The organism is Kosakonia radicincitans DSM 16656 (assembly GCF_000280495.2).
GTDB classification, from domain to species: Bacteria; Pseudomonadota; Gammaproteobacteria; order Enterobacterales; family Enterobacteriaceae; genus Kosakonia; species Kosakonia radicincitans.
The window spans coordinates 1,771,332-1,793,549 of the sequence record NZ_CP018016.1 but is presented as its reverse complement, the minus strand read 5'-3'; the positions used below and the strand labels follow the sequence as shown (position 1 = coordinate 1,793,549).

The following is a 22,218-nucleotide window of genomic DNA, read 5'->3' as shown; positions in this document are numbered from 1 at the left end:
GATCAGTAGCACGTTTTAAGCTTTAATTGTATGATGAATGCGTTTCAGCAAGGGCTTTCACCATGAGTAAATCATTGAATATTATCTGGCAATATCTTCGTGCTTTCGTGCTTATCTATGCCTGTCTTTATGCAGGTATCTGGCTCTCTTCGCTACTGCCAATCACGATTCCTGGCAGCATTATTGGCATGCTGATTATGTTTGTGCTGCTGGCGCTGCAAATCCTTCCGGCGAAGTGGGTCAATCCTGGCTGCTTCCTGCTAATCCGCTATATGGCGCTGCTGTTCGTCCCGATTGGCGTGGGGGTGATGCAGTATTACGACCTGCTGCGGGCGCAGTTCGGGCCGATTATTGTTTCCTGTGCCGTCAGCACGGTAATTGTCTTTTTGGTGGTGAGCTGGAGTACGCATCTGGTACACGGCGAACGCAAAGTAGCAGGACAAAAAGGTAGCAAAGAATGATGACGTATATCTGGTGGTCGTTGCCCCTGACGCTGGTGGTCTTTTTTGCCGCGCGTAAGCTGGCCGCACGTTTCAAAATGCCGTTGCTGAATCCACTGCTGGTGGCAATGATCGTGATTATCCCCATTCTCTTAATCACCGGCATCCCCTACGATCACTATTTTCAGGGCAGCAAAGTTCTGAACGATCTGCTGCAACCGGCAGTAGTCGCGCTGGCTTTTCCGCTCTATGAACAGCTACACCAGATCCGCGCGCGCTGGAAATCGATCATCACCATCTGTTTTGTCGGCAGCGTGGTTGCAATGACCAGCGGCGCCGTTATTGCTTTATTGATGGGCGCGACACCGCAAATCGCTGCATCGGTATTACCGAAATCGGTCACCACTCCTATTGCGATGGCCGTAGGCGGCAGCATTGGCGGTATTCCGGCAATCAGCGCCGTTTGCGTGATTTTTGTCGGTGTGCTGGGCGCGGTATTCGGTCATACCCTGCTGAATGCAATGCATATTCATACCAAATCCGCCCGTGGGCTGGCGATGGGAACCGCGTCACATGCGCTGGGCACCGCGCGCTGCGCAGAGCTGGATTACCAGGAAGGAGCGTTCAGCTCCCTGGCGCTGGTTATTTGCGGGATCATTACCTCCCTGGTCGCGCCATTTTTGTTCCCAATCATTCTGGCTGTCGTCGGTTAAAATTTGCGATACTTCGCGCATTTATCGCTGGTGGTTACATAAGTTGCAATGGCAGTGTGATTTTAATCACACATAAGGGTAATTCCGCCCCGTAAACTACGATTCCAATACACTGCTATGAGGCACTGCTATGCATCCACGTTTTCACACTGCTTTTTCCGGGCTTACGGAGAACCTGCAAACCGCGCTGGCACCGCTGCTGGCTGATGCGCACTTCCCCGCGATGTTGAGCGCAGAGCAGGTGGCAACATTGCAACGTGCCAGCGGTCTGAATGAAGACGCGCTGGCGTTTGCGCTGCTGCCGCTGGCCGCAGCATGCGCCCGTACCGATCTCTCTCATTTCAATGTTGGTGCCATCGCGCGCGGTATCAGCGGTACGTGGTATTTCGGCGCGAATATGGAGTTTGCTGGCAGCACCCTGCAACAATCTGTGCACGCCGAGCAAAGCGCCATCAGCCATGCCTGGCTACGCGGTGAAAAATCCCTCTCCGCCGTGACGGTGAACTACACGCCGTGTGGTCACTGTCGTCAATTTATGAATGAGCTCAACAGCGGGCTGGATCTGCATATTCATCTGCCGGGTCGCGCGCCGCATACGCTGGGTCATTACCTGCCGGATGCGTTTGGTCCGAAAGATCTGGAGATCAAAACGCTGCTGATGGATAACGCCGATCACGGTTTCCTGCCGGACGGCGATGAACTGGCGCAGGCGGCAATTAACGCAGCGAATCAGAGCCACGCGCCGTATACCAACTCCCCTGCCGGCGTGGCCATTTTGTGTCGTGACGGGCAGATTTTCAGCGGTCGTTATGCCGAAAATGCTGCCTTCAACCCGTCGCTGCCGCCGTTACAAAGCGCGCTGAACCTGCTGAGCCTTAACGGTTATGATTACGCCGATATTGAACGGGCCGTGCTGGCAGAACGTGCTGATGCGCCACTAACCCAGTGGGATGCCACCGCCGCCACGCTGCGCACCATTGGCTGTCATCAGATAGAACGCCTGCAACTCGCCTGATCTCCTCACACTGCGGGCAAAACCCGCAGTGATGAAAAAGCCCGCAGTTGAGCTTCTGTTTCTTGCGCTTGCCAGACGGGTAAAGTAGCCTGAGTTAAATTTCACTCCTGTACTGAGTCTGCTGCATGCTAAAGCGTTTTTTCTACAGCCTGTTAGTCCTGATCGGCTTACTGCTGTTAACTGCGCTTGGCCTTGATCGCTGGATGAGCTGGAAAACCGCCCCCTATATTTATGACGATTTGCAGGATCTCCCCTGGCGTCAGGTTGGCGTGGTGCTTGGAACGGCAAAATATTACCGCACCGGCGTCATCAATCAGTATTACCGCTACCGGATTCAGGGCGCATTGAACGCCTACAACAGCGGCAAGGTCAACTACCTGCTGCTGAGCGGCGATAATGCGCTGCAAAGCTACAACGAACCGGTCACTATGCGTAAAGATTTGATTGCCGCAGGCGTCGATCCGGCAGACATCGTGCTCGACTATGCCGGTTTCCGCACGCTGGACTCCATTGTCCGCACGCGTAAGGTCTTCGACACTAACGATTTCATCATTATTACGCAGCGCTTCCACTGTGAGCGCGCACTGTTTATCGCGCAGCATATGGGGATTCAGGCGCAATGTTATGCCGTGCCTTCACCAAAAGATATGTGGAGCGTGCGGGTGCGCGAGTTTGGCGCCCGGCTGGGCACCATCGCCGATCTCTATCTCTTCAAACGCGAGCCGCGCTTCCTCGGCCCGCTGGTGCCGATTCCATCAATGCAGGAGGTTCCCGACGATGCGCAGGGCTATCCGGCAGTCACCGCCGGGCAGTTGATGGAATTGCAGAAGAAAGCGAAAAACTGAGCGCGTTTAATTCACTGATGTGTTGCGGGTCGTATTTTTCACCGGACGGATCAGTGTAAAACGACGCGCGAGAAAATCGCGGTGGTCAATAGTGGTCTGCGCCATGCGATCCAGCGTCCATAATCCGTTCAGCGCGTTGAATGGTAAAATCACCTCCCCTTCAGGCGTATCAACCAGATATTCACCGGTCTTCAGATAACCCACACTGCATACGATTCGCGCCGGTGGACTATTTTTTAAACGGAATTCTATTTTGCGAAACCCCGTTGGCACAATACAAAAATAGAAGAACGGTAACGCGGTAATTTTAATATCACCAGGGGTGGCAATAATATCGCCATCGCGCAATAACTCTACGCCTTTTAAATAGAAACTGGTCTGGTGATTTTTTTCGTACGGTAAACTATCAACTTTAAAATACACAAAATTCATAAGCGCCCCTGAGCTGCGTATACAACTTTCACAGATTCATTCCTTTAAGCGTAAATAGCCATGCAGATGAAGGCATTCAGAATTGACTTAATTATTATACGGAGGGGAATAAGCGGTTGTGTAATTTGGGAAATAATGGTCTGCCATCCCGATGATATGTTTAGTAAGACACCGCAGATGGCAGTTGAATAACACTATCAGGCCACTTTGTCCTCGCACTGATGTAAACAACGTTCCAGGTCGTAAATCAGGCTTCTGACCTGCTCGGGGGATAAATCAAAGAACTGCGAATCAAACACCGATGCGCCCGGCCCGGCTGGCGATGTGCTGTAGCCAAACTTCATCACCACGCCGTGCGCGTTATCTACTGCCCCAACCTGCCAGCCAGTGACGGGGAATGCGGGAAATACACCTGCGCTGTTCATCTCAATCTCCTTATAAACGCTGTGTCTTAATTCAGCGTAGCATTGAAATGAAAAATTTAACAAGTCAGTTGTCATGAAGTTTTTTTGTGGTCATCAGGCGCTATTTTCAGTAAGAAAAATCTATAACACGGTGAAAAAAGGCAAAAAAAAGCCCGCTACGGGAAGCGGGCTTGATAAGCATATCTGAATTATTTCTTACGTGCGTATTTTAATGAGTCCAGCGCTACGGCGAAAATGATGATTCCGCCCTTGATAATATACTGCCAGTACGGGTTGATACCGATATAGGTCAGGCCGTAGTTGATAACGGTGAAGATAATAACACCCGTTACCACACCGATAACCGTACCCACGCCGCCGCTGAAGGAGACGCCGCCCACCACGCACGCGGCGATCGCATCCAGCTCATACATGAAGCCGAGGTTGTTGGTCGCGGAACCGATACGACCGGCTTCCAGCATCCCACCGAACGCGTAGAACACACCGGAAAGGGCATAAATCATCAGCAGGTTCAGCGCAACGTTAACGCCCGAGACTTTCGCCGCTTCCGGGTTACCGCCGATGGCGAAAATATTTTTGCCAAAGCGGGTTTTATTCCACAGAACCCAGACAAAGGCGACAGCAATCAACGCATAGAAGGTGATGTACGACAGACGGAAGCTGCCCAGCGCGACAAAGCCCTGCGTAAAGGTCGAGAAGCCGCTGTCGAAGCCAGAAATGGGCGACGCGCCAACGAAGTCGTAGTACAGGGAGTTGATACCGTAAACGATGATCATCGTACCGAGCGTGGTAATAAACGGCGTCACGTTAAGGTACGCAATCACGATACCGTTCACCAGACCAATCACCGCGCCGATTGCGCAGACAATCAGAATCACCACCGGAATCGGCATGGTCGCCATATCCGGGAAGACTTTGTTGACGTTTTCCATCGACTGCAACAAGGTTGCCGCCACCACCGCGGCAAGCCCAACCTGGCGCCCTGCGGAAAGGTCAGTACCCTGAGTAACGATTAAGCCCGCCACACCCAGCGCAATAATAATACGCACTGAAGATTGGGTCAGAATATTACTTAAGTTCAGCAGACTTAAGAAAGTGGGATCCTGAAAAATGATAATGGCCAGTAACACTAAAAGAACAACGTAAATACCGCCGTCTTTCAGATAAGTGAGAAAAGTTTTCTTATTTAACGCACTCATGAGGAGCCCCTGATCTTAAAGGTGCAAAGACGCAAGACGGAGAATTTCGTTTTGCGTTGTCGTTTTAGTATCAACAATCCCGGAGACGAGGCCATTGCTCATTACCAGAATACGGTCAGTGATGCCTAACAACTCAGGCATTTCAGAGGAAATAATAATAATCCCCTTATTTTTCTTGGCCAGTTCGGCAATCAGTTGGTAGATTTCAAATTTCGCACCAACATCAATACCGCGGGTCGGCTCATCGAGCATTAAAATTTCCGGCTGAGTTAATAACCAGCGGCCAATAATAACCTTCTGCTGGTTACCACCGGATAACGAACCAATTTGTGTGCGGTGTCCTGGCGTTTTCACACGCATCGAGTCGATAACCCACTGGGTATCACTCTTCATGCGGCTATTATCCAGTAAGCCAACTTTGTTTTTATAGTTTTGAATATTAGAAATCAATGAGTTAAAACCGATATCAAGGTAAGCATAAATACCGGTAGAACGGCGCTCTTCGGTCACCAGCGCGAAGCCATTATTAATCGCTTCATTGGCGTTGTGATTATTAATCGGTTTGCCATGCAGCTTAATGGTCCCGGATGATTTCTCGCGAATGCCGAATAGGGTTTCAACAATGTCGGTACGTTTCGCCCCTACCAGCCCGGCAATGCCGAGAATTTCCCCTTTGCGCAAATCAAAGCTGATATCGCGAATGGAGGGCTGGCGCAACGAGGTCAGATTACGCACTTCAAGAATGGTTTCCCCTGGTGTGTTCTGTTTATCCGGGAAGCGCTGGTTCAGAGAACGTCCGACCATCATGGCGATGATCTTATCCATATCCAGCCCTTCCAGCGGCTGAGTGGCAATCCACTGGCCATCGCGCAGGACGGTTATTTCATCACACAACTGAAATATCTCTTCCATTTTATGGGAGATATAAACAATACCGCAGCCGCGTTCTTTCAGCTTGCGGATAATTTTAAAAAGATGATTGACTTCTTTTTCAGTCAGAGACGAAGTTGGTTCATCCATAATAACGATTTTGGCGTTATAGGAGAATGCTTTCGCAATTTCAATCATCTGCATTTGTGAAACAGACAATGTTCCCACACGCGCCCGTGGATCAATATCAATATCCAGCTCATCAAAAATGGCTTTGGTATCGCGGTACATTTTTTCCTGATCGACAAACATACCTTTGGTCGGGTAACGACCCAGCCACATATTGTCCATCACGGAACGTTGCAGCACCAGGTTAAGTTCCTGGTGAACCATCGAAATACCATTTTCCAGCGCTTCTTTCGCGGAATGGAAATCGATCTCTTGTCCCTGAAAAAGAATGCTACCGGAATCTTTTTGATAGATCCCAAAAAGACATTTTAATAATGTTGATTTACCTGCGCCGTTTTCACCCATTAATGCATGAATGGAATGTGGACGGACTTTTAAATTGACATTATCGAGTGCCTTTACGCCTGGAAAAGACTTGTTGATATTGCTCATTTCCAACAAGAATTCACCTGACGACTGAGTATTATTGCTGACCATAATTATACCTTGTTGGCCTGGCATATCGTATTATTAATGGGCGTATTAATTAATACGCCCAATGAGAACATGCTTACTTAAATATTATTTACCGGCAATTTCAGCCAGGTTGTCTTTATCTACACCAACGTAAGGGATACGAACAATTTTATTGTCGATTTTCCAGTTGGTGCCATCAGCGGCGCCTTTACCTTCAGCGAGGTTTTTCGCCAGATCAAAGCTTGCTTTCGCCTGGTTGTTGGCATCGTTCAGCACCGTACCGGCCATCGCACCGGATTTCACCAGCGCCAGTGCTTCTGGCAGCGCATCGACGCCGAAGACCGGGATGGAGGACTTGTTGTGTGCTTTCAGTGCTTCAACTGCGCCCATTGCCATCGCATCGTTGTTAGCGATAACCACTTCAATTTTGTTTGCATTCGGGCCGGAGAGCCAGGCGTCCATTTTATCTTTCGCCTGAGCGGTATCCCACATTGCGGTATCCAGCGCCAGCTGCTGCGTTTTGATACCTTTGTCGTTCAGCTCTTTGATAACGTACGTGGTACGCGCTTCCGCATCCGGATGGCCCGGTTCACCTTTCAGCAGTACGTACTGGATTTGACCGTCTTTGTTCAGGTCCCATGCCGGGTTAGCGGCCCAATGTTTCGCAATCAGGTCGCCCTGAATCACGCCGGATTCTTTAGAGTCAGTCCCCACATAGTAGGCTTTGTCGTAGCTATCCAGCGCTTTACGGGAAGGCTCTTTGTTGAAGAAAACAACCGGAACGTTCTGGCCGCGCGCTTTTTCAATTACCGTGCCCGCTGCCGCCGGGTCAACCAGGTTGATGGCCAGCGCTTTCACGCCCTTCGCCAGCAGAACGTCGATCTGATCATTCTGTTTTGACTGGTCGTTCTGGGAGTCGTTCATCAGCAACTGAACATCCGGCGCTGCTTTGGCATCTTTCTCAATTGCTTTACGCACAACAGACATGAAGTTGTCGTCATACTTATAAATGGTCACACCAATTCGGGTATCGGCTGCGTGTGCGGCTGCGCCAAAAAGCATGCTTGCCATAACAGCAGAAAGGGTCAACACCTTCTTATTCATGGTATCTCCGGTTTTTTTATATGCAGGGTAGTTCTTATGAATAATGCTCGGCAGGCCGGAATGTTACTAAAACGTTACGGTCGACCGAAGTTCACTCTAAAAAATTCCACTCGTCCGTGTTCGGTAACGCTCCAGAAGTTCGATTTCTTCGATGTATCAAAGCAATTACCCGTAGTTAAAGTGAATAATCACCGTTACATCGTGTTTCAGCTTCTAAGACGCTGACATCATAGTCAGCGCGTTGTTAAGATACTGTGAATTTACTCACAGATTGAAAACGGTTACATCACCCGATGTTATAAGTTAGTGATCGGTGCCACAGTTTGCCGGGCGGCAACAGAGTGGCGGCGCACCAGCGTAGGCATAAAGCAGTGCGACGCCTGCAGATCCAGCTTCCCTGCGGCTCCCAGCAGCGCCAGCTCAGTAGCAAGGCGCGCCATTGACGCCACCGGATAGCGCACAGTCGTCAGTTGCGGATCGGTGTAACGGGCGATGGGAATATCATCGAAGCCAATCAATGATAAATGCTGCGGCACCGCAATGCCGTTATCTTTCAGCGCCGTCAACGCCCCTGCTGCCATGCTGTCGTTGTAGGCAAAGACAGCGGTGAGTTGCAGATTGCGACCAAGCAGCTCAACCATTGCCGCTTCCCCGCCCTGCATATCCGGCGAACCAGTGCCAACCCAGCTATCCGGCGCCACAATCCCCTGCTCTTCCAGCGCACGGAACCAGCCGTCACGGCGCAGATCGTTGTCTTCAATATGGTGACTGGACGCCAGATAGCCGATGCGCTGATGACCATTATTCAGCAACATGCGGGTTGCCATTACCGCCCCGCTGACGTTATCAAGGCAGACGCAGCGGTGGGCATATCCTGGTACTAACCGGTTGATCAGCACCATGCCCGGAACCTGCTCCATAAAGCCTGCCAGCTCCTCATCGCTCAACGCTTTCGAGTGAACAATCAGGGCGTTACAGCGCTGGCGGATCAGCACTTCGATAGAGTGGCGCTCCTTTTCGGCTTCATGGTAACTGTTGCCGATCAGCACATATTTATCGTGCTGCTGCGCGACGGTATCCACCGCTTTGACCAGCGCGCCGAAGAAGGCATCCGAGACATCCATCACCACCACGCCGATGGTATCGCTCACCTGCGTGGCCAGCGCCTGCGCGTTGGCATTCGGGCGGTAACCAAGCTGGGCGACCGTTTTCATCACCGTCTCACGCGTATCCTGGCTTACCAGCGCGCTATTATTCAGCACGCGGGAAACCGTCGCGACGGAGACGCCCGCATGACGGGCAACGTCACGAATGGTGATCATTTTCACCCACCTTTTCTGGATTGCGGCTGTTCACACTCACCCCCTGGGTTAAGTAAGGAGGCTATTCTGGCAGTCGGTGCGGGAACGCTACGTGAGTGACTTCACATGAATGGAAACGGTTACATCCATTTTGTTAATGATTGTGATCGGGATCGTTATCTGGATGTGCGTTCTAATGATGTCCCTGAAGCACGAGCGGTTAATTGCCGCCACAACCACTCCAGGGGCCCCTGGCGGAAATGTTTAAGCCAGAATACGGAGAAGAGGATGTTGACCGCCCATACCACCGGCACAAACGCCAGCAGTTGCAAACGGTTAAACTTCATAAACAGACCAAGATGATTAAACAGCGTGGTGCAGATCAGGGTTTGCAGCAGATAGTTACTCAGCGCCATTCTGCCAACGCAGGCAATCGCGCTCACCAGTTTACTGCCGCAGATTTGCGGCCAGAACCCCCACGCCAGCGCGGCATAGCCAATCGCCTGCATCGGGCCGCCAAGTTCTCGCGGCGCCTGTAAAAAGAAAGCGCACCAACGGTAGGACCAGCCAAGCTGCCACTGCGCAACAATGGACGGAATGTTGATCAACATACCAAGCCCAATCAGCAGTGCGCCAACGCGCCGGTAGTGACGAAGAGTGAACTGCCCTCTCAGCCAGCCGCTACGCATCAGAGCCGCCCCCAGCAGCATCATGCCGGCCAGTTGCCAGCCGTATTGCGCCCCCAGCGCCAGCAGCGTATTCGACAGCATATCCGCGCGGTTACTGAGCGCCTCCGTAAAGCTGCCGCTGGTTTTCCACCACATTTCATACTGCACATTGGCGGCATCCGGCAGCCAGGAGCGGTTAGGCGTACTGCCCGAAATGGCACCCAGCAACAGCAGTACGGCGATACCAATCAGATACAGCACCACGCCGGTATTGAACATCGTCTTCACGCTGTGCGCGTCGCGGATCATCCGCCAGGCAATCAGCCCTACTAGCCCGTAGGCCAGCAGAATATCGCCATCCCAGAAAAAGAGGCCATGTAGAAACCCGAGAATAACCAGAAGCGTCAGGCGCGACTGGATCCAGCGTTTACCGCGCGGCAGCAACATTTGCAGCCCTGCGCCGAACAGAATGGCGAACAGCGAGAGAAATTTCACCTGAGCGAACAGATCGAGCAGCGCCCATGTCCAGGCATCGCGCTGCGTGATGTCGCCATACCAGGCGGGATTCAGGTAGGCCGCCTTCGGCAAACCGAAGGCGGTAATATTCAGCAGCAGAATACCAAGAATGGCGATGCCACGAACAAAATCCAGCGTGACATTTCTCTCCATGTCTGGCTCCCGGCGAATCAGTTGCTGTGGCGTACGGCGCGCAGGAACTCCTGGCGGGTATTCTGGCTGGACTTAAACAGCCCGCCGAGCGAGGTGGTGGTAGTGGCACTGGTGGCATCACGAATGCCGCGTGCTTTAACGCAATAATGCACAGCATCAATGGATACTGCGACATTGTTGGTACCCAGCAGCGTTTGCAGCGCCGTCAGGATCTGCTGCGTTAAACGCTCCTGCACCTGCGGGCGCTGGGCGAAAAACTGCACGATACGGTTGATTTTCGACAGACCAATGACCGACTCTTTCGGAATGTAGGCCACCGTCGCTTTGCCATCGATAGTCACAAAATGGTGCTCGCAGGTGCTGGTCAGCGTGATATCACGCACCGTCACCATTTCATCCACCTTCATTTTGTTCTCAATGACAGTGATTTTCGGGAAATTGGCGTAATCGAGGCCGGAGAAAATTTCATCGACATACATTTTGGCGATGCGATGCGGCGTTTCCATCAGGCTGTCATCATTCAGATCGAGATTAAGTAGCTGCATAATCTCGGTCATATGCCCGGAAATAAGACGCTTACGGGTTTCGTTATCCATTTCGCGCACCGGGGGGCGCAGCGGTGTTTCCAGGCCGCGGGCGACCAGAGCCTCGTGAACGAGCGCCGCTTCTTTACTGAGTGATGACATATTATTTTTTCTCCTGCAGGTGTGGCATGCTTCGCCAGTTACGGCGAAGTGAGCGAACATTGTGCGTGAGGTCGCGCACATAATCCAGCCCTGGTCGTGATAATTATAGAAATCGTTATTGCCTTTCAGGCGCTACGTTTCCATACCAGTACGCCGCCGATCAGCAGCGCAATCGCCGCCACACCGAGCGCTGGTTCAAGGCGATGCGTCAGCCAGGTGGAGAGCGCCGACGTCATCGGGCCAACCAGTTGCCCCACGGCATAGCCGGTGGTCAGCAGTCCGGCCATATAACGTGTGTGATCGGGTGCAAGCTCTCGCCCATACAATAACGAAAGCTGTACCGCGCAGAGAAACCCGCCGCCGACCAGTAACGCACCGCACACCAGCCCGCTCATGCCAGGCAGCAACCAGGCGGCCAGCACGCCAGCGCCCTGCAACCACAGCACGATCGCCAGCCGTTGGTGGCTGTGTCCCACATGACGCAGCAGGATACCGAGCGCAATCCCCACCACCGCGGCCGCACCGAATACCGGCCAGACAAACTGCGCGAAAAGGCTGCCGGGAAAACGCAGCGCAGCCATTTGCGACAGAAACGTCGCGGGAAGAATATAACCGAATCCGGCAAGGCTGTAGCTCCACACCAGCCGTTTCAGATTTGCCGTCAGTTGCAGCGGCTGCGGTTGTGTTCCGACACGGTGCCACTCGCCAGGGCGCGGCAGATAGCGGGCGATCAGCGCCACCAGCAGCAATGCCAGTACGCCATACACCTGCCAGGCGGAAGCCGCACTTAAGCCTTTCGCCTGAATCGCCACCGCCAGCAGGCCGCTGATGGCAATCCCCGCGCCGGGGCCGGCAAACACTGCCGCGCTCAATCCCGGCTTACCAGCATGCGCCAGCCGCTCATTACTCCAGGCAGCGATCAACACCATCGCCCAGCCGCTCATCGCGCCAATCACCAGCCGTAACACACCGTGAACCAGCACGTTATCCGCTATAGCAGAGAGAAACGTCAGCGCAACCGCGCCGCAGATACCAAGCCACAGGCGCAGCTCGATATGCCGCTGGGCGCGCATCGCATCCCAGGCGCCAAGCAGATAACCAAGGTAGTTAATGGCGGCAACCAGCCCGGCGCTGGTCAGCGTGAGCTGCCCGTCGCGGATCATCAACGGCACCTGCGGGGTAAACGCAAAGCGGCCAATCCCCATCGCCACCACCAGCACAATAAAGCCGCAGAACGCTACTCGCTGCGCCATCGCCTCTCCAAATGTTAATAATAAGTTGTATTTATGATGCAACAGGTTAAATGGAGGCGAAAGTGAAAGTTACTCAGCTAAGGGAATAATCTGTATGATACCAGGATGTTACTTATTTTTAACCATGAATACCTGAGGAGCCCCGCATGGAAATGCTCGAAGAGCACCGCTGTTTCGAAGGCTGGCAACAGCGCTGGCGTCACGACTCCGCCGTACTCAACTGTTCAATGACCTTTAGCATCTTTTTACCACCGCCGCGCAGTGTAACGCCGCCGCCGGTGCTGTTCTGGCTCTCCGGCCTGACCTGTAATGATGAAAACTTCACCACCAAAGCGGGCGCACAGCGTGTCGCGGCAGAACTGGGAATTGTGCTGGTGATGCCGGATACCAGCCCGCGCGGCGATGCAGTGCCCGACGTTGACGGCTACGATCTGGGCAAAGGCGCAGGCTTCTACCTCAATGCCACGCAACAACCGTGGGCAGCGCACTACCGGATGTATGATTATCTGCGTGACGAGTTACCGGCGCTGATCCAGGCGGAATTTAACGTCGGCCCGCGTTGCGCCATTAGCGGCCATTCAATGGGCGGCCATGGCGCATTGATAATGGCGCTGAAAAATCCGGGGCGTTATACCAGCGTGTCAGCGTTTGCGCCGATTGTTAATCCGTTGCAGGTACCGTGGGGACAGAAAGCGTTCACGGCGTATCTGGGCGATGATGCCGCGTTGTGGCGTGAGTGGGATAGCTGCGCGCTGATGCTGGAAAGCACAGAGGCCGATGCGATCCCGACGCTTATCGATCAGGGCGATAACGATCAGTTCCTTGCCGATCAACTGCAACCGGCACGGCTGGCGGAAGTGGCGCGGCAGAAAAGCTGGCCGCTGACGCTGCGTATCCAGTCCGGTTACGATCACAGCTACTTCTTTATTGCCTCCTTTATTGAAGATCATCTGCGCTTCCATGCCCAGCATTTGCTGAAATAACGGCAACCCCGGCGCTAACTGCTGTCGGGGCTTTTCCTGTCAGAAACGGTAATCGACGGCAATAAAGTCGCGGAGACCATCTTTGAGATTTTGTACCAGCTTGTGTTGCAGATCTTCTTGCTTAACCACGCTGACACTGGCGGGCGAGAACTTTTGACAGGCAAAAAAAAGCCCTCATAACGAGGGCTAAAAGAGTGAATTTATTTGCTAAGGCGTTCCGGGAACTCCATTTCACTATAGCGTACGAAACGGGTGCCTTTGGTCCATTTGTAACCAAGCCAAATCACCAGGAACAGCGGGATACCAATATAAGTAGCCGCAACCGCGCCCCAGTCGATGGAGTCGGCGAGAAACGCCTGATAATTCTGCCCGAGGGTGATGATCAGACAGAGCACGAAGGCAAAGATCGGCCCAAGTGGGAAGAAGCCGGAACGGTATGGCAGATCATTCAGCGAGTGCCCCTGCGCTACGTAACCGCGACGGAAGCGGTAATGGCTGATCGCGATACCGAGCCAGGCGATAAAGCCGGTCATCCCGGAGGTGTTCAGCAGCCACAGGTAAACGGTCTGATTGCCGAACATCGAGGTCAGGAAGCACAGCCCGGCGATCACCGTAGTGGCATACAGCGCGTTACGCGGCACGCCGCCCTTCGACAGTTTGGCGAAAATACGCGGCGCTTTGCCGTCGCAAGCCAGGGTATAAAGCATACGCGTAGAAGCGTACATACCGGAGTTACCCGCAGAAAGCACCGCCGTCAGGATCACCGCATTCATTACCGCCGCCGCAGAGAGCAAACCAGCATGTTCGAACACCAGCGTGAACGGGCTGACGCTGATGTCTTTTACATCATTACGCAGCAGGCTGGGATCGGTATATGGAATGATCAGGCTGATAATCAGGATGGCAAATACATAGAACAGCAGAATACGCCAGAACACCTGGCGCACCGCGCGCGGAATGTTTTTCTCAGGATTTTCAGATTCGCCCGCCGCAATACCAATCAGTTCGGTGCCCTGGAAGGAGAAGCCGACAATCATCGCCACGCCAATCATCGCCGAAAAACCACCGGCAAATGGCGCATCGCCAATCGTCCAGTTGCTCCAGCCCGCCGGTTTATCGCCCTGGAAGATACCGACGATCATCATCACGCCAACCACGATAAAGATAATGACCGTGGCGACTTTGATCAGCGAGAACCAGTATTCAGCTTCACCAAAGCCTTTTACTGAGATGTAGTTAAGCAGGAAGATCACCGCCAGGAACAGCGCACTCCAGATCCAGCCAGGCGTATCCGGGAACCACCAGGTCATCACCAGTTGCGAGGCCACAAGGTCAACGGCAATGGTGACCGCCCAGTTGTACCAGTAGTTCCAGCCCAGCGCGAAGCCAAAGCCTTCTTCAACGTATTTTTGACCATAAGTGGAGAATGAACCCGAAACTGGCATATAAGCGGCGAGTTCGCCGAGGCTGGTCATCAGGAAATAGACCATCAGGCCGATCAGAATATAGGAGAACAGCGCCCCGCCAGGACCAGCTGAAGAAATGGTCGCCCCTGATGCGACAAACAAACCCGTACCAATGGAACCGCCAATGGCGATCATCGTCAAATGACGCGCCTTAAGTTCACGACGAAGCGTGGGCGCTTCTGTGGTTTTAATTTCGGAAACCATAAGAAAATGCTATCCATCCAAAAAATGAGGCGCGATTGTAGCAAACGAAACGCCCCCCTTCCGGTATAAAACACGTCATATTAGAGAGCTTCATGATAGGCGGCGAATTATAAGTAAAGCAGTGAATGGTTGATGTTGCGAGCCTGTCGGCAGGCTCGCTGTCATCAGAGAGAGCAATAGCTAATAAAGCGCTGTAATGCGCTGGAGAGGTGTTTCTGGCGATGATGGATGCGCCACAGCGTGCGTACCAGGCGCGGCAACGGAATGGGCACCTCCACCAGCGAACCGCTTTCCAGTTGTTCGGCAATCACGCGGCGCGACAGGCAACTAATGCCCAGCCCGTGACGTACCGCATGTTTGATGGCTTCCGAGTTGCCCAACTCCATGCCGAGATGAAACTGCGGCAAGTGCGACAGCAGTAAATAATCCACAAGTTCCCGCGTACCCGAACCACGTTCACGCAGGATCCACGGCGCGGCAGCCAGTTGCTCCAGCGTAACCGGCCCCTGCAATAACGGCGAGGAAGGCGGCGCGAAAACCACCAGTTCATCCTCCAGCCACGGTTCGGCAATAATCTCCGCGGTGTGGCACGGGCCTTCAATCAGACCGATATCCACGCGGAAATCGGCTACCGCATTGATCACATCCTGGCTATTGCCGACGCTCAGCTCCAGCGGTAAATCGGGGAAATCGCGACGGTAGCGGGCAATCACTTCCGGCAGAATGTAGTTACCGATGGTACTGCTGGCAAAAACGCGGATGGCACCGTTATCTTCGCGAAACAACTGCTCAATTTCCGTTGCCTGCTCCAGCGCTGCCAGCGCACGCGGATAGAGCAGTCGCCCGTGTTCGTTCACCACCAGCCGCTTACCGACGCGGTCAAACAGTTGCACGCCAAGCTGCCCTTCCAGATCGGTAAGCGCAGCACTCACCGCCGACTGGGAGAGCGCCAGCATCTGCGAAGCCTGTGTGGTGGAGCCGCTTTTCAGCACTTCGGCGAAGACTTCCAACTGACGCAACGTTATATGCATAGAGGTTACTTACCACTTATAAAGATTGATTATAAATATATAATCAATTTTACCTTTAAGCCAGCGAGCCTTACCCTTTTATCCAGCAAAAGGAGAAGGTTATGACTGAAATCACACTACAGACTCACCGTCATCCGGCCTGGCGTTTTATCCCCGGCCTGTTACTCAGCGGTTTCATTACGGGGCTCGCCCTGTGGCTTGGCGCTATCCCGTCGGTAGCAGGTATGGGATTAAGCGCCCTGACGCTGGCGATCCTTATCGGTATGGTTATCGGCAACACGCTCTACCCTGCCCTGCATACGCAATGCGACAGCGGTGTACTGTTTGCCAAACAGCATCTGCTGCGGCTTGGCATTATTCTGTATGGTTTTCGCCTGACGTTTTCGCAAATTGCTGATGTCGGCGTAAGCGGGATTGCCATTGATACGTTGACCCTCTCCAGCACCTTTTTGCTGGCCTGCTTCCTTGGGCAAAAAGTCTTTGGGCTGGATAAAAAAACCAGTTGGTTGATTGGCGCTGGTAGCAGTATTTGCGGGGCCGCCGCCGTGCTGGCAACAGAGCCGGTGGTCAAGGCCGAGGCCAGTAAAGTCACCGTTGCCGTAGCGACCGTGGTGATCTTCGGTACGCTGGCGATCTTTATTTACCCTGCACTTTATCCGCTGCTGGGTCAGTGGTTCAGCCCGGAAACCTATGGCATCTGGATTGGCTCTACCGTGCATGAAGTGGCGCAAGTGGTTGCCGCCGGGCATGCCATCAGCCCCGATGCTGAAAACGCGGCAGTGATTGCCAAAATGCTGCGCGTCATGATGCTGGCTCCCTTCTTATTACTGCTGGCGGCACGCATCAAACAACTCAGCCCGCAGGCAGGCGCAGAAAAAAGTAAGCTGACGATCCCGTGGTTTGCACTTGGCTTTATCGCGGTAGCGGTGTTTAACTCGTTCCACCTGCTGCCCTCTTCCGCAGTGAATGCGTTGAACACGCTGGATACTCTGCTGCTGGCGATGGCAATGGCGGCGCTGGGGCTGACCACGCACATCAGCGCGCTGAAGAATGCCGGTGCGAAACCGCTGGTAATGGGATTACTGCTGTTTGTCTGGCTGATTGTCGGCGGCGGCGCGATTAATCTGGCCGTTCATCACCTGATGGCATAAACCACTACATGCCAGCCCTGGAGACCCGCTATTATTGACGTTTTCCCCTGGCGGGTTTTAACAGGAGTTTTTATGAAATACATTGGTGCGCATGTGAGCGCCTCGGGCGGCGTAGCGAATGCCGCCGTCCGCGCCGCTGAAATCGAGGCAACGGCTTTTGCGCTGTTTACCAAGAACCAGCGCCAGTGGCGTGCCGCGCCGCTGAGCACGGAGGCCATCGACGAATTCAAAGCCGCCTGCGAAAAATATCACTACACGCCCGCACAGATCCTGCCGCATGACAGTTACCTGATTAACCTCGGACATCCGGTGGCCGACGCGCTGGAAAAATCCCGCGAGGCCTTTGTGGACGAGCTGACGCGTTGTCAGCAACTGGGACTGACGTTGCTGAACTTCCATCCTGGCAGCCATCTGATGCAGATCCCGGAGGACGAGTGCCTGGCGCGTATCGCCGAATCCATCAATATCGCGCTGGCGCAAACCGAAGGGGTAACTGCGGTGATTGAGAACACTGCGGGCCAGGGCAGTAATCTTGGGTTTAAGTTTGAACATCTGGCGGCGATTATTGATGGCGTGGAAGATAAATCCCGCGTCGGCGTCTGCATTGATACCTGCCACGCTTTTGCCGCAGGTTACGATCTGCGTACGGAGCAGGCAACGGCAGAAACATTTGCTGAATTTGAGCGTGTGGTTGGCTTCAAATATCTGCGCGGTATGCACCTGAACGATGCGAAAAGCGCATTTGGCAGCCGCGTTGACCGCCACCACAGCCTTGGTGAAGGTAATATCGGCCACGATGCGTTTCGCTGGATTATGCGCGATGAGCGTTTCGATGGCATTCCGCTGATCCTCGAAACCGTCAACCCGGATATCTGGGCGGAAGAGATTGCCTGGCTGAAAGCGCAACAAGACGCTGACGCCGCGGCATAAATCGTGCTGCGGGACGCCCCATTGTCTGATGGCGTTTCGCTTATCAGCGTTGCCAGTTGGCGACAGCAAATTACGCCATAAAAAAAGGCCGCTTAGCGGCCTTTTTTACTCATTACGTTTTATGCAACTTTCGCAACCACTTCCGTTTCCGGACGTTTCAGGAAGGCATACACCAGACCTGTCAGCAGCGTACCGGCAACGATGGAGAGCAGGTAACCGAGAACCGGCGTAATCGCACCCGGGATCAGCAGTACAAACAGACCACCGTGCGGTGCCATCAGTTTTGCACCAATCGCCATTGAGATAGCACCTGTCAGCGCACCACCGGCGATACAGCACGGGATCACACGCATCGGATCACGAGCCGCGAACGGGATAGCCCCTTCAGAGATAAAGCACAGGCCGAGAACCAGCGCCGCTTTACCACCTTCACGTTGACCTTTATCGAACTTGTTACGCGCAACCAGCGTTGCTAAGCCCATTGCCAGCGGCGGAACCATACCGGCCGCCATAATGGCTGCCATCGGCGCGTAAGTCTGAGTACTCAACAGACCCACCCCAAACGCATAAGCCGCTTTGTTCACCGGGCCGCCCATGTCGGTACACATCATACCGCCGAGGATTGCGCCCAGCAGAACAGCGTTTGCCGTGCCCATGGTTTGCAGCCAGGAAGTCAGACCGGCCAGGATTTTCGCAACCGGCGTACCGATCAGGTAAATCATCGCCAGACCGACAATCAGGCTGGAGAACAACGGAATGATCAGAATCGGTTTCAGCGCTTCCATACTCGGTGGCAGCTTCAGACCTTTACTGATGGCTTTTGCCAGATAACCGGCGAGGAAACCGGCGATAATACCACCGATAAAACCGGAACCGGTGCTTACCGCCAGCATCCCGCCAATCAGACCCGGCGTCAGGCCCGGACGGTCAGCGATAGAAAAGGCGATGAAACCCGCCAGTACTGGCACCATCAGCGCGAATGCCGAACCACCACCGATTTTCATCAGCGCAGCCGCCAGCGTGCCTTCTTCTTTAAACGCGGTGATACCGAAAGCGAAGGAGAGTGCGATCAGCAAGCCACCCGCGACCACCATCGGCAGCATATAAGAGACGCCGGTCAGCAGGTGACGATAAGCGCCCGCGCCCTCTTTTTTCCCTTCCGAACTTTCGGACTGAGCCTGACCTGACGGTTGATAAGGCTTCGCTTCCGCGACGGCTTTATCTAGCTCCTGAGCCGTTTTCTTCAGCGCCAGACCCGTTGTGGTGCGGTACATCGGTTTACCCGCAAATTTTGCCAGGTCAACTTCAATATCGGCGGCAACCACGACCAGATCGGCTTGTGCCACCTCTTCCGGCGTGATGGCATTGCCTGCACCCACGGAACCACGCGTTTCCACTTTCACCCACCAGCCGCGTTTTTTTGCTTCGGTTTCAATGGCTTCTGCGGCCATAAAGGTGTGCGCCACGCCGGTCGGGCATGCGGTAACCGCAACGATGCGTTTCGGGCCATTGCTGGCAACTGGCGCAGCCGCTACCGCTGTCGGCGCAGTGTAAAGCGCGGCATGGTTTTTCGCTTCGCTGAGGAACAGATCCGGGTGTGCCACTGCACGATTGATATCGCCCAGCCACACTTTTTTCCCGCTGAGCGCACTGTCGTTTGGCAGTTGACTACCCAGCACAATCGCCAGTTCCGCTTCGCCAGGGTTTTCGATGAATTGCAGATTTGCTTTCTGCGCCGCCGCACCCAGTAAGGTCTTCGCCATATAGGCGCGGGCCTGTCCGAGTTCGGAGTCAATAATCAGCAGCGTTTTCATTATGCCTCTCCTGCTGTTAGTTAAAGGGTTTTAAGTCAACTCGCGCCATCATCGCGGCTAACTGGGTACGGTCGGTAATACCTACGTTACTCTGACTAACCGCCAGTGCAGCAACAGCGGTAGCCAGGCGTAATGTATGTTCACTGGACTCACGCATCAGCAAGCCATAAATCAGGCCGCCAACCATTGAATCCCCTGCGCCAACGGTGCTTACCACTTCCATTGACGGCGGTTTGGCAATCCATTCCCCTGAAGCGTTAACCCACAGAGCCCCTTCTGCGCCCAGCGAGATCACCACGTGGGCGATCCCCTGTTCGCGAAGCGCGTGAGCGGCTTCAATAACATCCTTCAATTCAGGTAATTTGCGGCCCGCCCAGATTTCCAGCTCGCGGCGGTTTGGTTTTACCAACCACGGCGCGGCTTTCAGGCCAGCCACCAGCGCATCACGGCTGCTATCGAAAATAATGCACGGGCACTGGCTGCGCAGGCGCGTCATCCAGTCGGTAAAGGCTTCCGGGCTAACGCCGGATGGCAGGCTGCCGCTGACGCAGACCATGTCGAACTGACCCAGCCAGGTCAGTGAGTCGTTGACAAAACGCTCCCAGTCAGCCGGAGTCACTTCAAAGCCGGAGAAATTGAAATCGGTCACTTCACCGTCTTTTTCCGTCAGCTTCACGTTAATGCGGGTACGTCCGGCAACCACCTGGAAACGGTTGGCAATACCCAACTCGCTGAACAGTTGCTGAAAACCATCCTGGTTATCCTTACCAAGGAACCCGCCAACGGTCACGTCAATGCCAAGATCTTTCAGTACCTTCGCAACGTTGATCCCTTTACCCGCCGCATGCAGGCCGGTAGTGCGGACCAGGTTCACTTCGCCGCGTTCAATTTCCGGGGTGAACCCCACCAGATCATAGGCCGGGTTCAGGGTAATAGTGGCAACACGTCTGCTCATTTACGCGCCCTCCCCAAGACCGGCAGCGATGGCTTCGCCTATCGCTTTCAGCGCCTGTTCAGCATCACTGCCCTGCGCCGTGAAACGCAGGCGATGCCCTTTTTTCACGCCCAGCGCGACAACTTTCATCAGGCTACGGCCGTTTGCCGGTTTACCGGTGCCGTCGAGGTTCGTCACGGTGATTTCGCTGGTAAATTGCTTGATGGTGTTGACCAGCATGGTGCCCGGACGGGCGTGCAGGCCGTGCTCGTTACGCACCACAAACTCATCGCTCAGCACATCGCCAACCAGCGCATCATCGCTGGTCAGCAGCGCCAGCAGCGTGGCCGCATCAGCATTCAGCAAGCTGTCAGCTTTGTTTTCTAACAGCAGATCGCTCAGGCGCTTCAGCACGGCAACAGGCTGCTCATCAGCCATTGCAACGCTGACCAGCAGCGCAGCTTGCTCACCTTCGACGTCGAACGGGGTTTCCGCGCGGCTTATCGCCACGGCGCTCAGCAAATTGCCTTCTGCGCTATCGTTCAGCCAGATGCCCTGACCAAGGTTCAGCGGTTTCTCATTAATCGCACGCGTAACATAAGCCGCGTCAACCGCACCGGCTTCTTTCAGACGCGCCGCATTCAGCGCCTGCAGTGTCAGCAGATCGCTTGCTGCAACATCAAGGGTTAAGGTGTCGTTATCCAGCTTCAGCGCCTCGCTCTGTTTCTCGCCCATCAGCAGAGCACGCAGCTCTTCAGCCGTGGTGGCGGATTGCAGTTGCGCAGCGACGTCATCATCGCTCAACACATGCGTCAGCTGACGCAGCAGGCCGAGGTGCTCATCGGAACTTGCAGCAATCCCGATAGCAACGTAGGCAACCTGGCCCTCGCTCCACAGAATGCCCTGCGGGAACTGGAACACTTTGACGCCGGTTTTCAGCACCTGGTCGCGCGTGTCGGTCGTGCCGTGCGGAATGGCAATACCATTGCCAAGATAGGTGGAGGTTTGCAGCTCGCGCGCCAGCATGCCATTGACGTAGCCATCAGCTACATTGCCTGCTGCTGCCAGCGCTGCTGCGATCTGGCGGATAGCCTCTTCTTTATTACCGGCCTGCTGGCCCGGATGGATGTCCTGAACGGATAACTGGAACATGTAACCCCTCTCTCGCTGATATTGAATCGTTTCAGCTAACTTGAGAAATAAGGCGCCATCACTCTGGTTCAGATATTACGCGATGACGCTGAAACGTTTCATGGAATCTTCACCTTTTTACTCCAGCAATCAAGAAATCTCTGAATTTGCGTTGCAGAATTTAGAGCTACTGCACATTTCATCATCGCGTTAAGCGAATTTGCTGAAGTGGATTTGAATTTCAGCACCGAAGTTTCAGCTTCATTCAGCTTTGATGAGAATGATTTGAAATGGCGTTTTGATTTTTCG

At 53.9% G+C, this 22,218-nt stretch carries 21 protein-coding genes; 7 read left to right on the top strand and 14 right to left on the bottom strand.

Features of this window, described 5'->3' with window-relative positions; genetic code table 11:
- The first annotated feature begins 62 nt into the window (after positions 1-62).
- The 4 genes from Y71_RS08790 (at position 63) to sanA (ending at position 3,013) form a co-directional block, all read left to right on the top strand.
- On the top strand, positions 63-461 hold the full coding sequence (locus Y71_RS08790) for a CidA/LrgA family protein (RefSeq protein WP_007371182.1): 399 nt from the start codon (positions 63-65) through the stop codon (positions 459-461).
- Positions 458-1,153, top strand: a complete 696-nt coding sequence (locus Y71_RS08785) for a CidB/LrgB family autolysis modulator (protein ID WP_007371181.1) — start codon at positions 458-460, stop codon at positions 1,151-1,153. The genes Y71_RS08790 and Y71_RS08785 overlap by 4 nt, the downstream gene beginning before the upstream one ends.
- 130 nt (positions 1,154-1,283) lie before the next feature.
- Positions 1,284-2,168 carry a cytidine deaminase gene (gene cdd, locus Y71_RS08780; RefSeq protein ID WP_007371180.1) on the top strand — a complete coding sequence of 295 codons (885 nt, stop codon included), beginning with the start codon at positions 1,284-1,286 and terminating at the stop codon, positions 2,166-2,168.
- Positions 2,169-2,293: 125 nt separating this feature from the next.
- Entirely contained in the window at positions 2,294-3,013 is a 720-nt protein-coding gene (sanA, locus tag Y71_RS08775) for an outer membrane permeability protein SanA (RefSeq protein ID WP_007371179.1), read from the top strand.
- 6 nt (positions 3,014-3,019) lie between these two features.
- Here the strand turns inward: sanA and Y71_RS08770 are convergent, their stop codons facing one another.
- From Y71_RS08770 to Y71_RS08730, 9 genes are all read right to left on the bottom strand, one after another.
- On the bottom strand, positions 3,020-3,445 hold the full coding sequence (locus Y71_RS08770; protein WP_007371178.1) for a hypothetical protein: 426 nt from the start codon (positions 3,443-3,445) through the stop codon (positions 3,020-3,022).
- Positions 3,446-3,642: 197 nt separating this feature from the next.
- Positions 3,643-3,870 carry a hypothetical protein gene (locus Y71_RS08765; protein ID WP_007371177.1) on the bottom strand — a complete coding sequence of 76 codons (228 nt, stop codon included), beginning with the start codon at positions 3,868-3,870 and terminating at the stop codon, positions 3,643-3,645.
- 188 nt (positions 3,871-4,058) lie between these two features.
- The gene (gene mglC / locus Y71_RS08760; RefSeq protein WP_007371175.1) at positions 4,059-5,069 is read right to left on the bottom strand and encodes a galactose/methyl galactoside ABC transporter permease MglC; all 1,011 of its coding nucleotides are present in this window, start codon (positions 5,067-5,069) and stop codon (positions 4,059-4,061) included.
- Between the two features lie 15 nt (positions 5,070-5,084).
- Entirely contained in the window at positions 5,085-6,605 is a 1,521-nt protein-coding gene (gene mglA, locus Y71_RS08755; RefSeq protein WP_007371174.1) for a galactose/methyl galactoside ABC transporter ATP-binding protein MglA, read from the bottom strand.
- A gap of 84 nt (positions 6,606-6,689) precedes the next feature.
- Positions 6,690-7,688: a galactose/glucose ABC transporter substrate-binding protein MglB gene (gene mglB / locus Y71_RS08750; RefSeq protein WP_007371173.1), complete on the bottom strand. Its 999-nt coding sequence runs from the start codon at positions 7,686-7,688 to the stop codon at positions 6,690-6,692.
- A gap of 296 nt (positions 7,689-7,984) precedes the next feature.
- Entirely contained in the window at positions 7,985-9,010 is a 1,026-nt protein-coding gene (gene galS, locus Y71_RS08745; RefSeq protein WP_007371172.1) for an HTH-type transcriptional regulator GalS, read from the bottom strand.
- 155 nt (positions 9,011-9,165) lie between these two features.
- The gene (yeiB, locus tag Y71_RS08740; RefSeq protein WP_007371171.1) at positions 9,166-10,326 is read right to left on the bottom strand and encodes a DUF418 domain-containing protein YeiB; all 1,161 of its coding nucleotides are present in this window, start codon (positions 10,324-10,326) and stop codon (positions 9,166-9,168) included.
- Between the two features lie 17 nt (positions 10,327-10,343).
- Positions 10,344-11,012, bottom strand: coding sequence for a GTP cyclohydrolase I FolE (gene folE, locus Y71_RS08735; protein WP_007371170.1), 669 nt, complete (start codon positions 11,010-11,012; stop codon positions 10,344-10,346).
- A gap of 125 nt (positions 11,013-11,137) precedes the next feature.
- Positions 11,138-12,265 (bottom strand): YbfB/YjiJ family MFS transporter, encoded by a 1,128-nt coding sequence (locus Y71_RS08730; RefSeq protein ID WP_007371169.1) that lies wholly within the window; start codon positions 12,263-12,265, stop codon positions 11,138-11,140.
- Between the two features lie 146 nt (positions 12,266-12,411).
- Between Y71_RS08730 and fghA the strand changes: the two genes are divergently transcribed.
- Complete coding sequence (gene fghA, locus Y71_RS08725) at positions 12,412-13,248, top strand: S-formylglutathione hydrolase (RefSeq protein WP_007371168.1); 837 nt, start codon at positions 12,412-12,414, stop codon at positions 13,246-13,248.
- A gap of 200 nt (positions 13,249-13,448) precedes the next feature.
- On the opposite strand, the gene Y71_RS08720 is transcribed toward fghA, so the two are convergent.
- Both Y71_RS08720 and yieE read right to left on the bottom strand, forming a co-directional pair.
- The gene (locus Y71_RS08720) at positions 13,449-14,918 is read right to left on the bottom strand and encodes an amino acid permease (protein ID WP_007371167.1); all 1,470 of its coding nucleotides are present in this window, start codon (positions 14,916-14,918) and stop codon (positions 13,449-13,451) included.
- Positions 14,919-15,082: 164 nt separating this feature from the next.
- Complete coding sequence (gene yieE, locus Y71_RS08715; protein ID WP_007371166.1) at positions 15,083-15,949, bottom strand: DNA-binding transcriptional regulator YeiE; 867 nt, start codon at positions 15,947-15,949, stop codon at positions 15,083-15,085.
- Between the two features lie 101 nt (positions 15,950-16,050).
- Here yieE and Y71_RS08710 point away from each other — a divergent pair, with 101 nt between their 5' ends.
- Positions 16,051-17,100 carry a YeiH family putative sulfate export transporter gene (locus tag Y71_RS08710; RefSeq protein WP_007371165.1) on the top strand — a complete coding sequence of 350 codons (1,050 nt, stop codon included), beginning with the start codon at positions 16,051-16,053 and terminating at the stop codon, positions 17,098-17,100.
- Between the two features lie 72 nt (positions 17,101-17,172).
- On the top strand, positions 17,173-18,030 hold the full coding sequence (gene nfo, locus Y71_RS08705; protein WP_007371164.1) for a deoxyribonuclease IV: 858 nt from the start codon (positions 17,173-17,175) through the stop codon (positions 18,028-18,030).
- Between the two features lie 119 nt (positions 18,031-18,149).
- On the opposite strand, the gene fruA is transcribed toward nfo, so the two are convergent.
- Genes fruA through fruB form a run of 3 tightly spaced genes read right to left on the bottom strand, consistent with a single transcriptional unit; the run spans position 18,150 to position 21,930 of the window.
- Complete coding sequence (fruA, locus tag Y71_RS08700) at positions 18,150-19,844, bottom strand: PTS fructose transporter subunit IIBC (RefSeq protein ID WP_007371163.1); 1,695 nt, start codon at positions 19,842-19,844, stop codon at positions 18,150-18,152.
- A 16-nt stretch (positions 19,845-19,860) separates the two neighbouring features.
- Entirely contained in the window at positions 19,861-20,799 is a 939-nt protein-coding gene (gene fruK / locus Y71_RS08695) for a 1-phosphofructokinase (protein WP_007371162.1), read from the bottom strand.
- Positions 20,800-21,930, bottom strand: coding sequence for a fused PTS fructose transporter subunit IIA/HPr protein (gene fruB, locus Y71_RS08690; protein ID WP_007371161.1), 1,131 nt, complete (start codon positions 21,928-21,930; stop codon positions 20,800-20,802).
- Positions 21,931-22,218: the final 288 nt, after the last annotated feature.

What these genes read in the sequence shown, in the direction of transcription:
- galS (WP_007371172.1), bottom strand. Translation starts at nt 9,010, where the DNA reads ATGATCACCATTCGTGACGTTGCCCGTCATGCGGGCGTCTCCGTCGCG.
- mglA (WP_007371174.1), bottom strand. Translation starts at nt 6,605, where the DNA reads ATGGTCAGCAATAATACTCAGTCGTCAGGTGAATTCTTGTTGGAAATG.
- cdd (WP_007371180.1), top strand. Translation starts at nt 1,284, where the DNA reads ATGCATCCACGTTTTCACACTGCTTTTTCCGGGCTTACGGAGAACCTG.
- Y71_RS08785 (WP_007371181.1), top strand. Translation starts at nt 458, where the DNA reads ATGATGACGTATATCTGGTGGTCGTTGCCCCTGACGCTGGTGGTCTTT.
- fruB (WP_007371161.1), bottom strand. Translation starts at nt 21,930, where the DNA reads ATGTTCCAGTTATCCGTTCAGGACATCCATCCGGGCCAGCAGGCCGGT.
- sanA (WP_007371179.1), top strand. Translation starts at nt 2,294, where the DNA reads ATGCTAAAGCGTTTTTTCTACAGCCTGTTAGTCCTGATCGGCTTACTG.
- Y71_RS08790 (WP_007371182.1), top strand. Translation starts at nt 63, where the DNA reads ATGAGTAAATCATTGAATATTATCTGGCAATATCTTCGTGCTTTCGTG.
- Y71_RS08765 (WP_007371177.1), bottom strand. Translation starts at nt 3,870, where the DNA reads ATGAACAGCGCAGGTGTATTTCCCGCATTCCCCGTCACTGGCTGGCAG.
- mglC (WP_007371175.1), bottom strand. Translation starts at nt 5,069, where the DNA reads ATGAGTGCGTTAAATAAGAAAACTTTTCTCACTTATCTGAAAGACGGC.
- mglB (WP_007371173.1), bottom strand. Translation starts at nt 7,688, where the DNA reads ATGAATAAGAAGGTGTTGACCCTTTCTGCTGTTATGGCAAGCATGCTT.
- Y71_RS08720 (WP_007371167.1), bottom strand. Translation starts at nt 14,918, where the DNA reads ATGGTTTCCGAAATTAAAACCACAGAAGCGCCCACGCTTCGTCGTGAA.
- nfo (WP_007371164.1), top strand. Translation starts at nt 17,173, where the DNA reads ATGAAATACATTGGTGCGCATGTGAGCGCCTCGGGCGGCGTAGCGAAT.
- Y71_RS08710 (WP_007371165.1), top strand. Translation starts at nt 16,051, where the DNA reads ATGACTGAAATCACACTACAGACTCACCGTCATCCGGCCTGGCGTTTT.
- Y71_RS08730 (WP_007371169.1), bottom strand. Translation starts at nt 12,265, where the DNA reads ATGGCGCAGCGAGTAGCGTTCTGCGGCTTTATTGTGCTGGTGGTGGCG.
- yieE (WP_007371166.1), bottom strand. Translation starts at nt 15,949, where the DNA reads ATGCATATAACGTTGCGTCAGTTGGAAGTCTTCGCCGAAGTGCTGAAA.
- folE (WP_007371170.1), bottom strand. Translation starts at nt 11,012, where the DNA reads ATGTCATCACTCAGTAAAGAAGCGGCGCTCGTTCACGAGGCTCTGGTC.
- fruA (WP_007371163.1), bottom strand. Translation starts at nt 19,844, where the DNA reads ATGAAAACGCTGCTGATTATTGACTCCGAACTCGGACAGGCCCGCGCC.
- Y71_RS08770 (WP_007371178.1), bottom strand. Translation starts at nt 3,445, where the DNA reads ATGAATTTTGTGTATTTTAAAGTTGATAGTTTACCGTACGAAAAAAAT.
- yeiB (WP_007371171.1), bottom strand. Translation starts at nt 10,326, where the DNA reads ATGGAGAGAAATGTCACGCTGGATTTTGTTCGTGGCATCGCCATTCTT.
- fghA (WP_007371168.1), top strand. Translation starts at nt 12,412, where the DNA reads ATGGAAATGCTCGAAGAGCACCGCTGTTTCGAAGGCTGGCAACAGCGC.
- fruK (WP_007371162.1), bottom strand. Translation starts at nt 20,799, where the DNA reads ATGAGCAGACGTGTTGCCACTATTACCCTGAACCCGGCCTATGATCTG.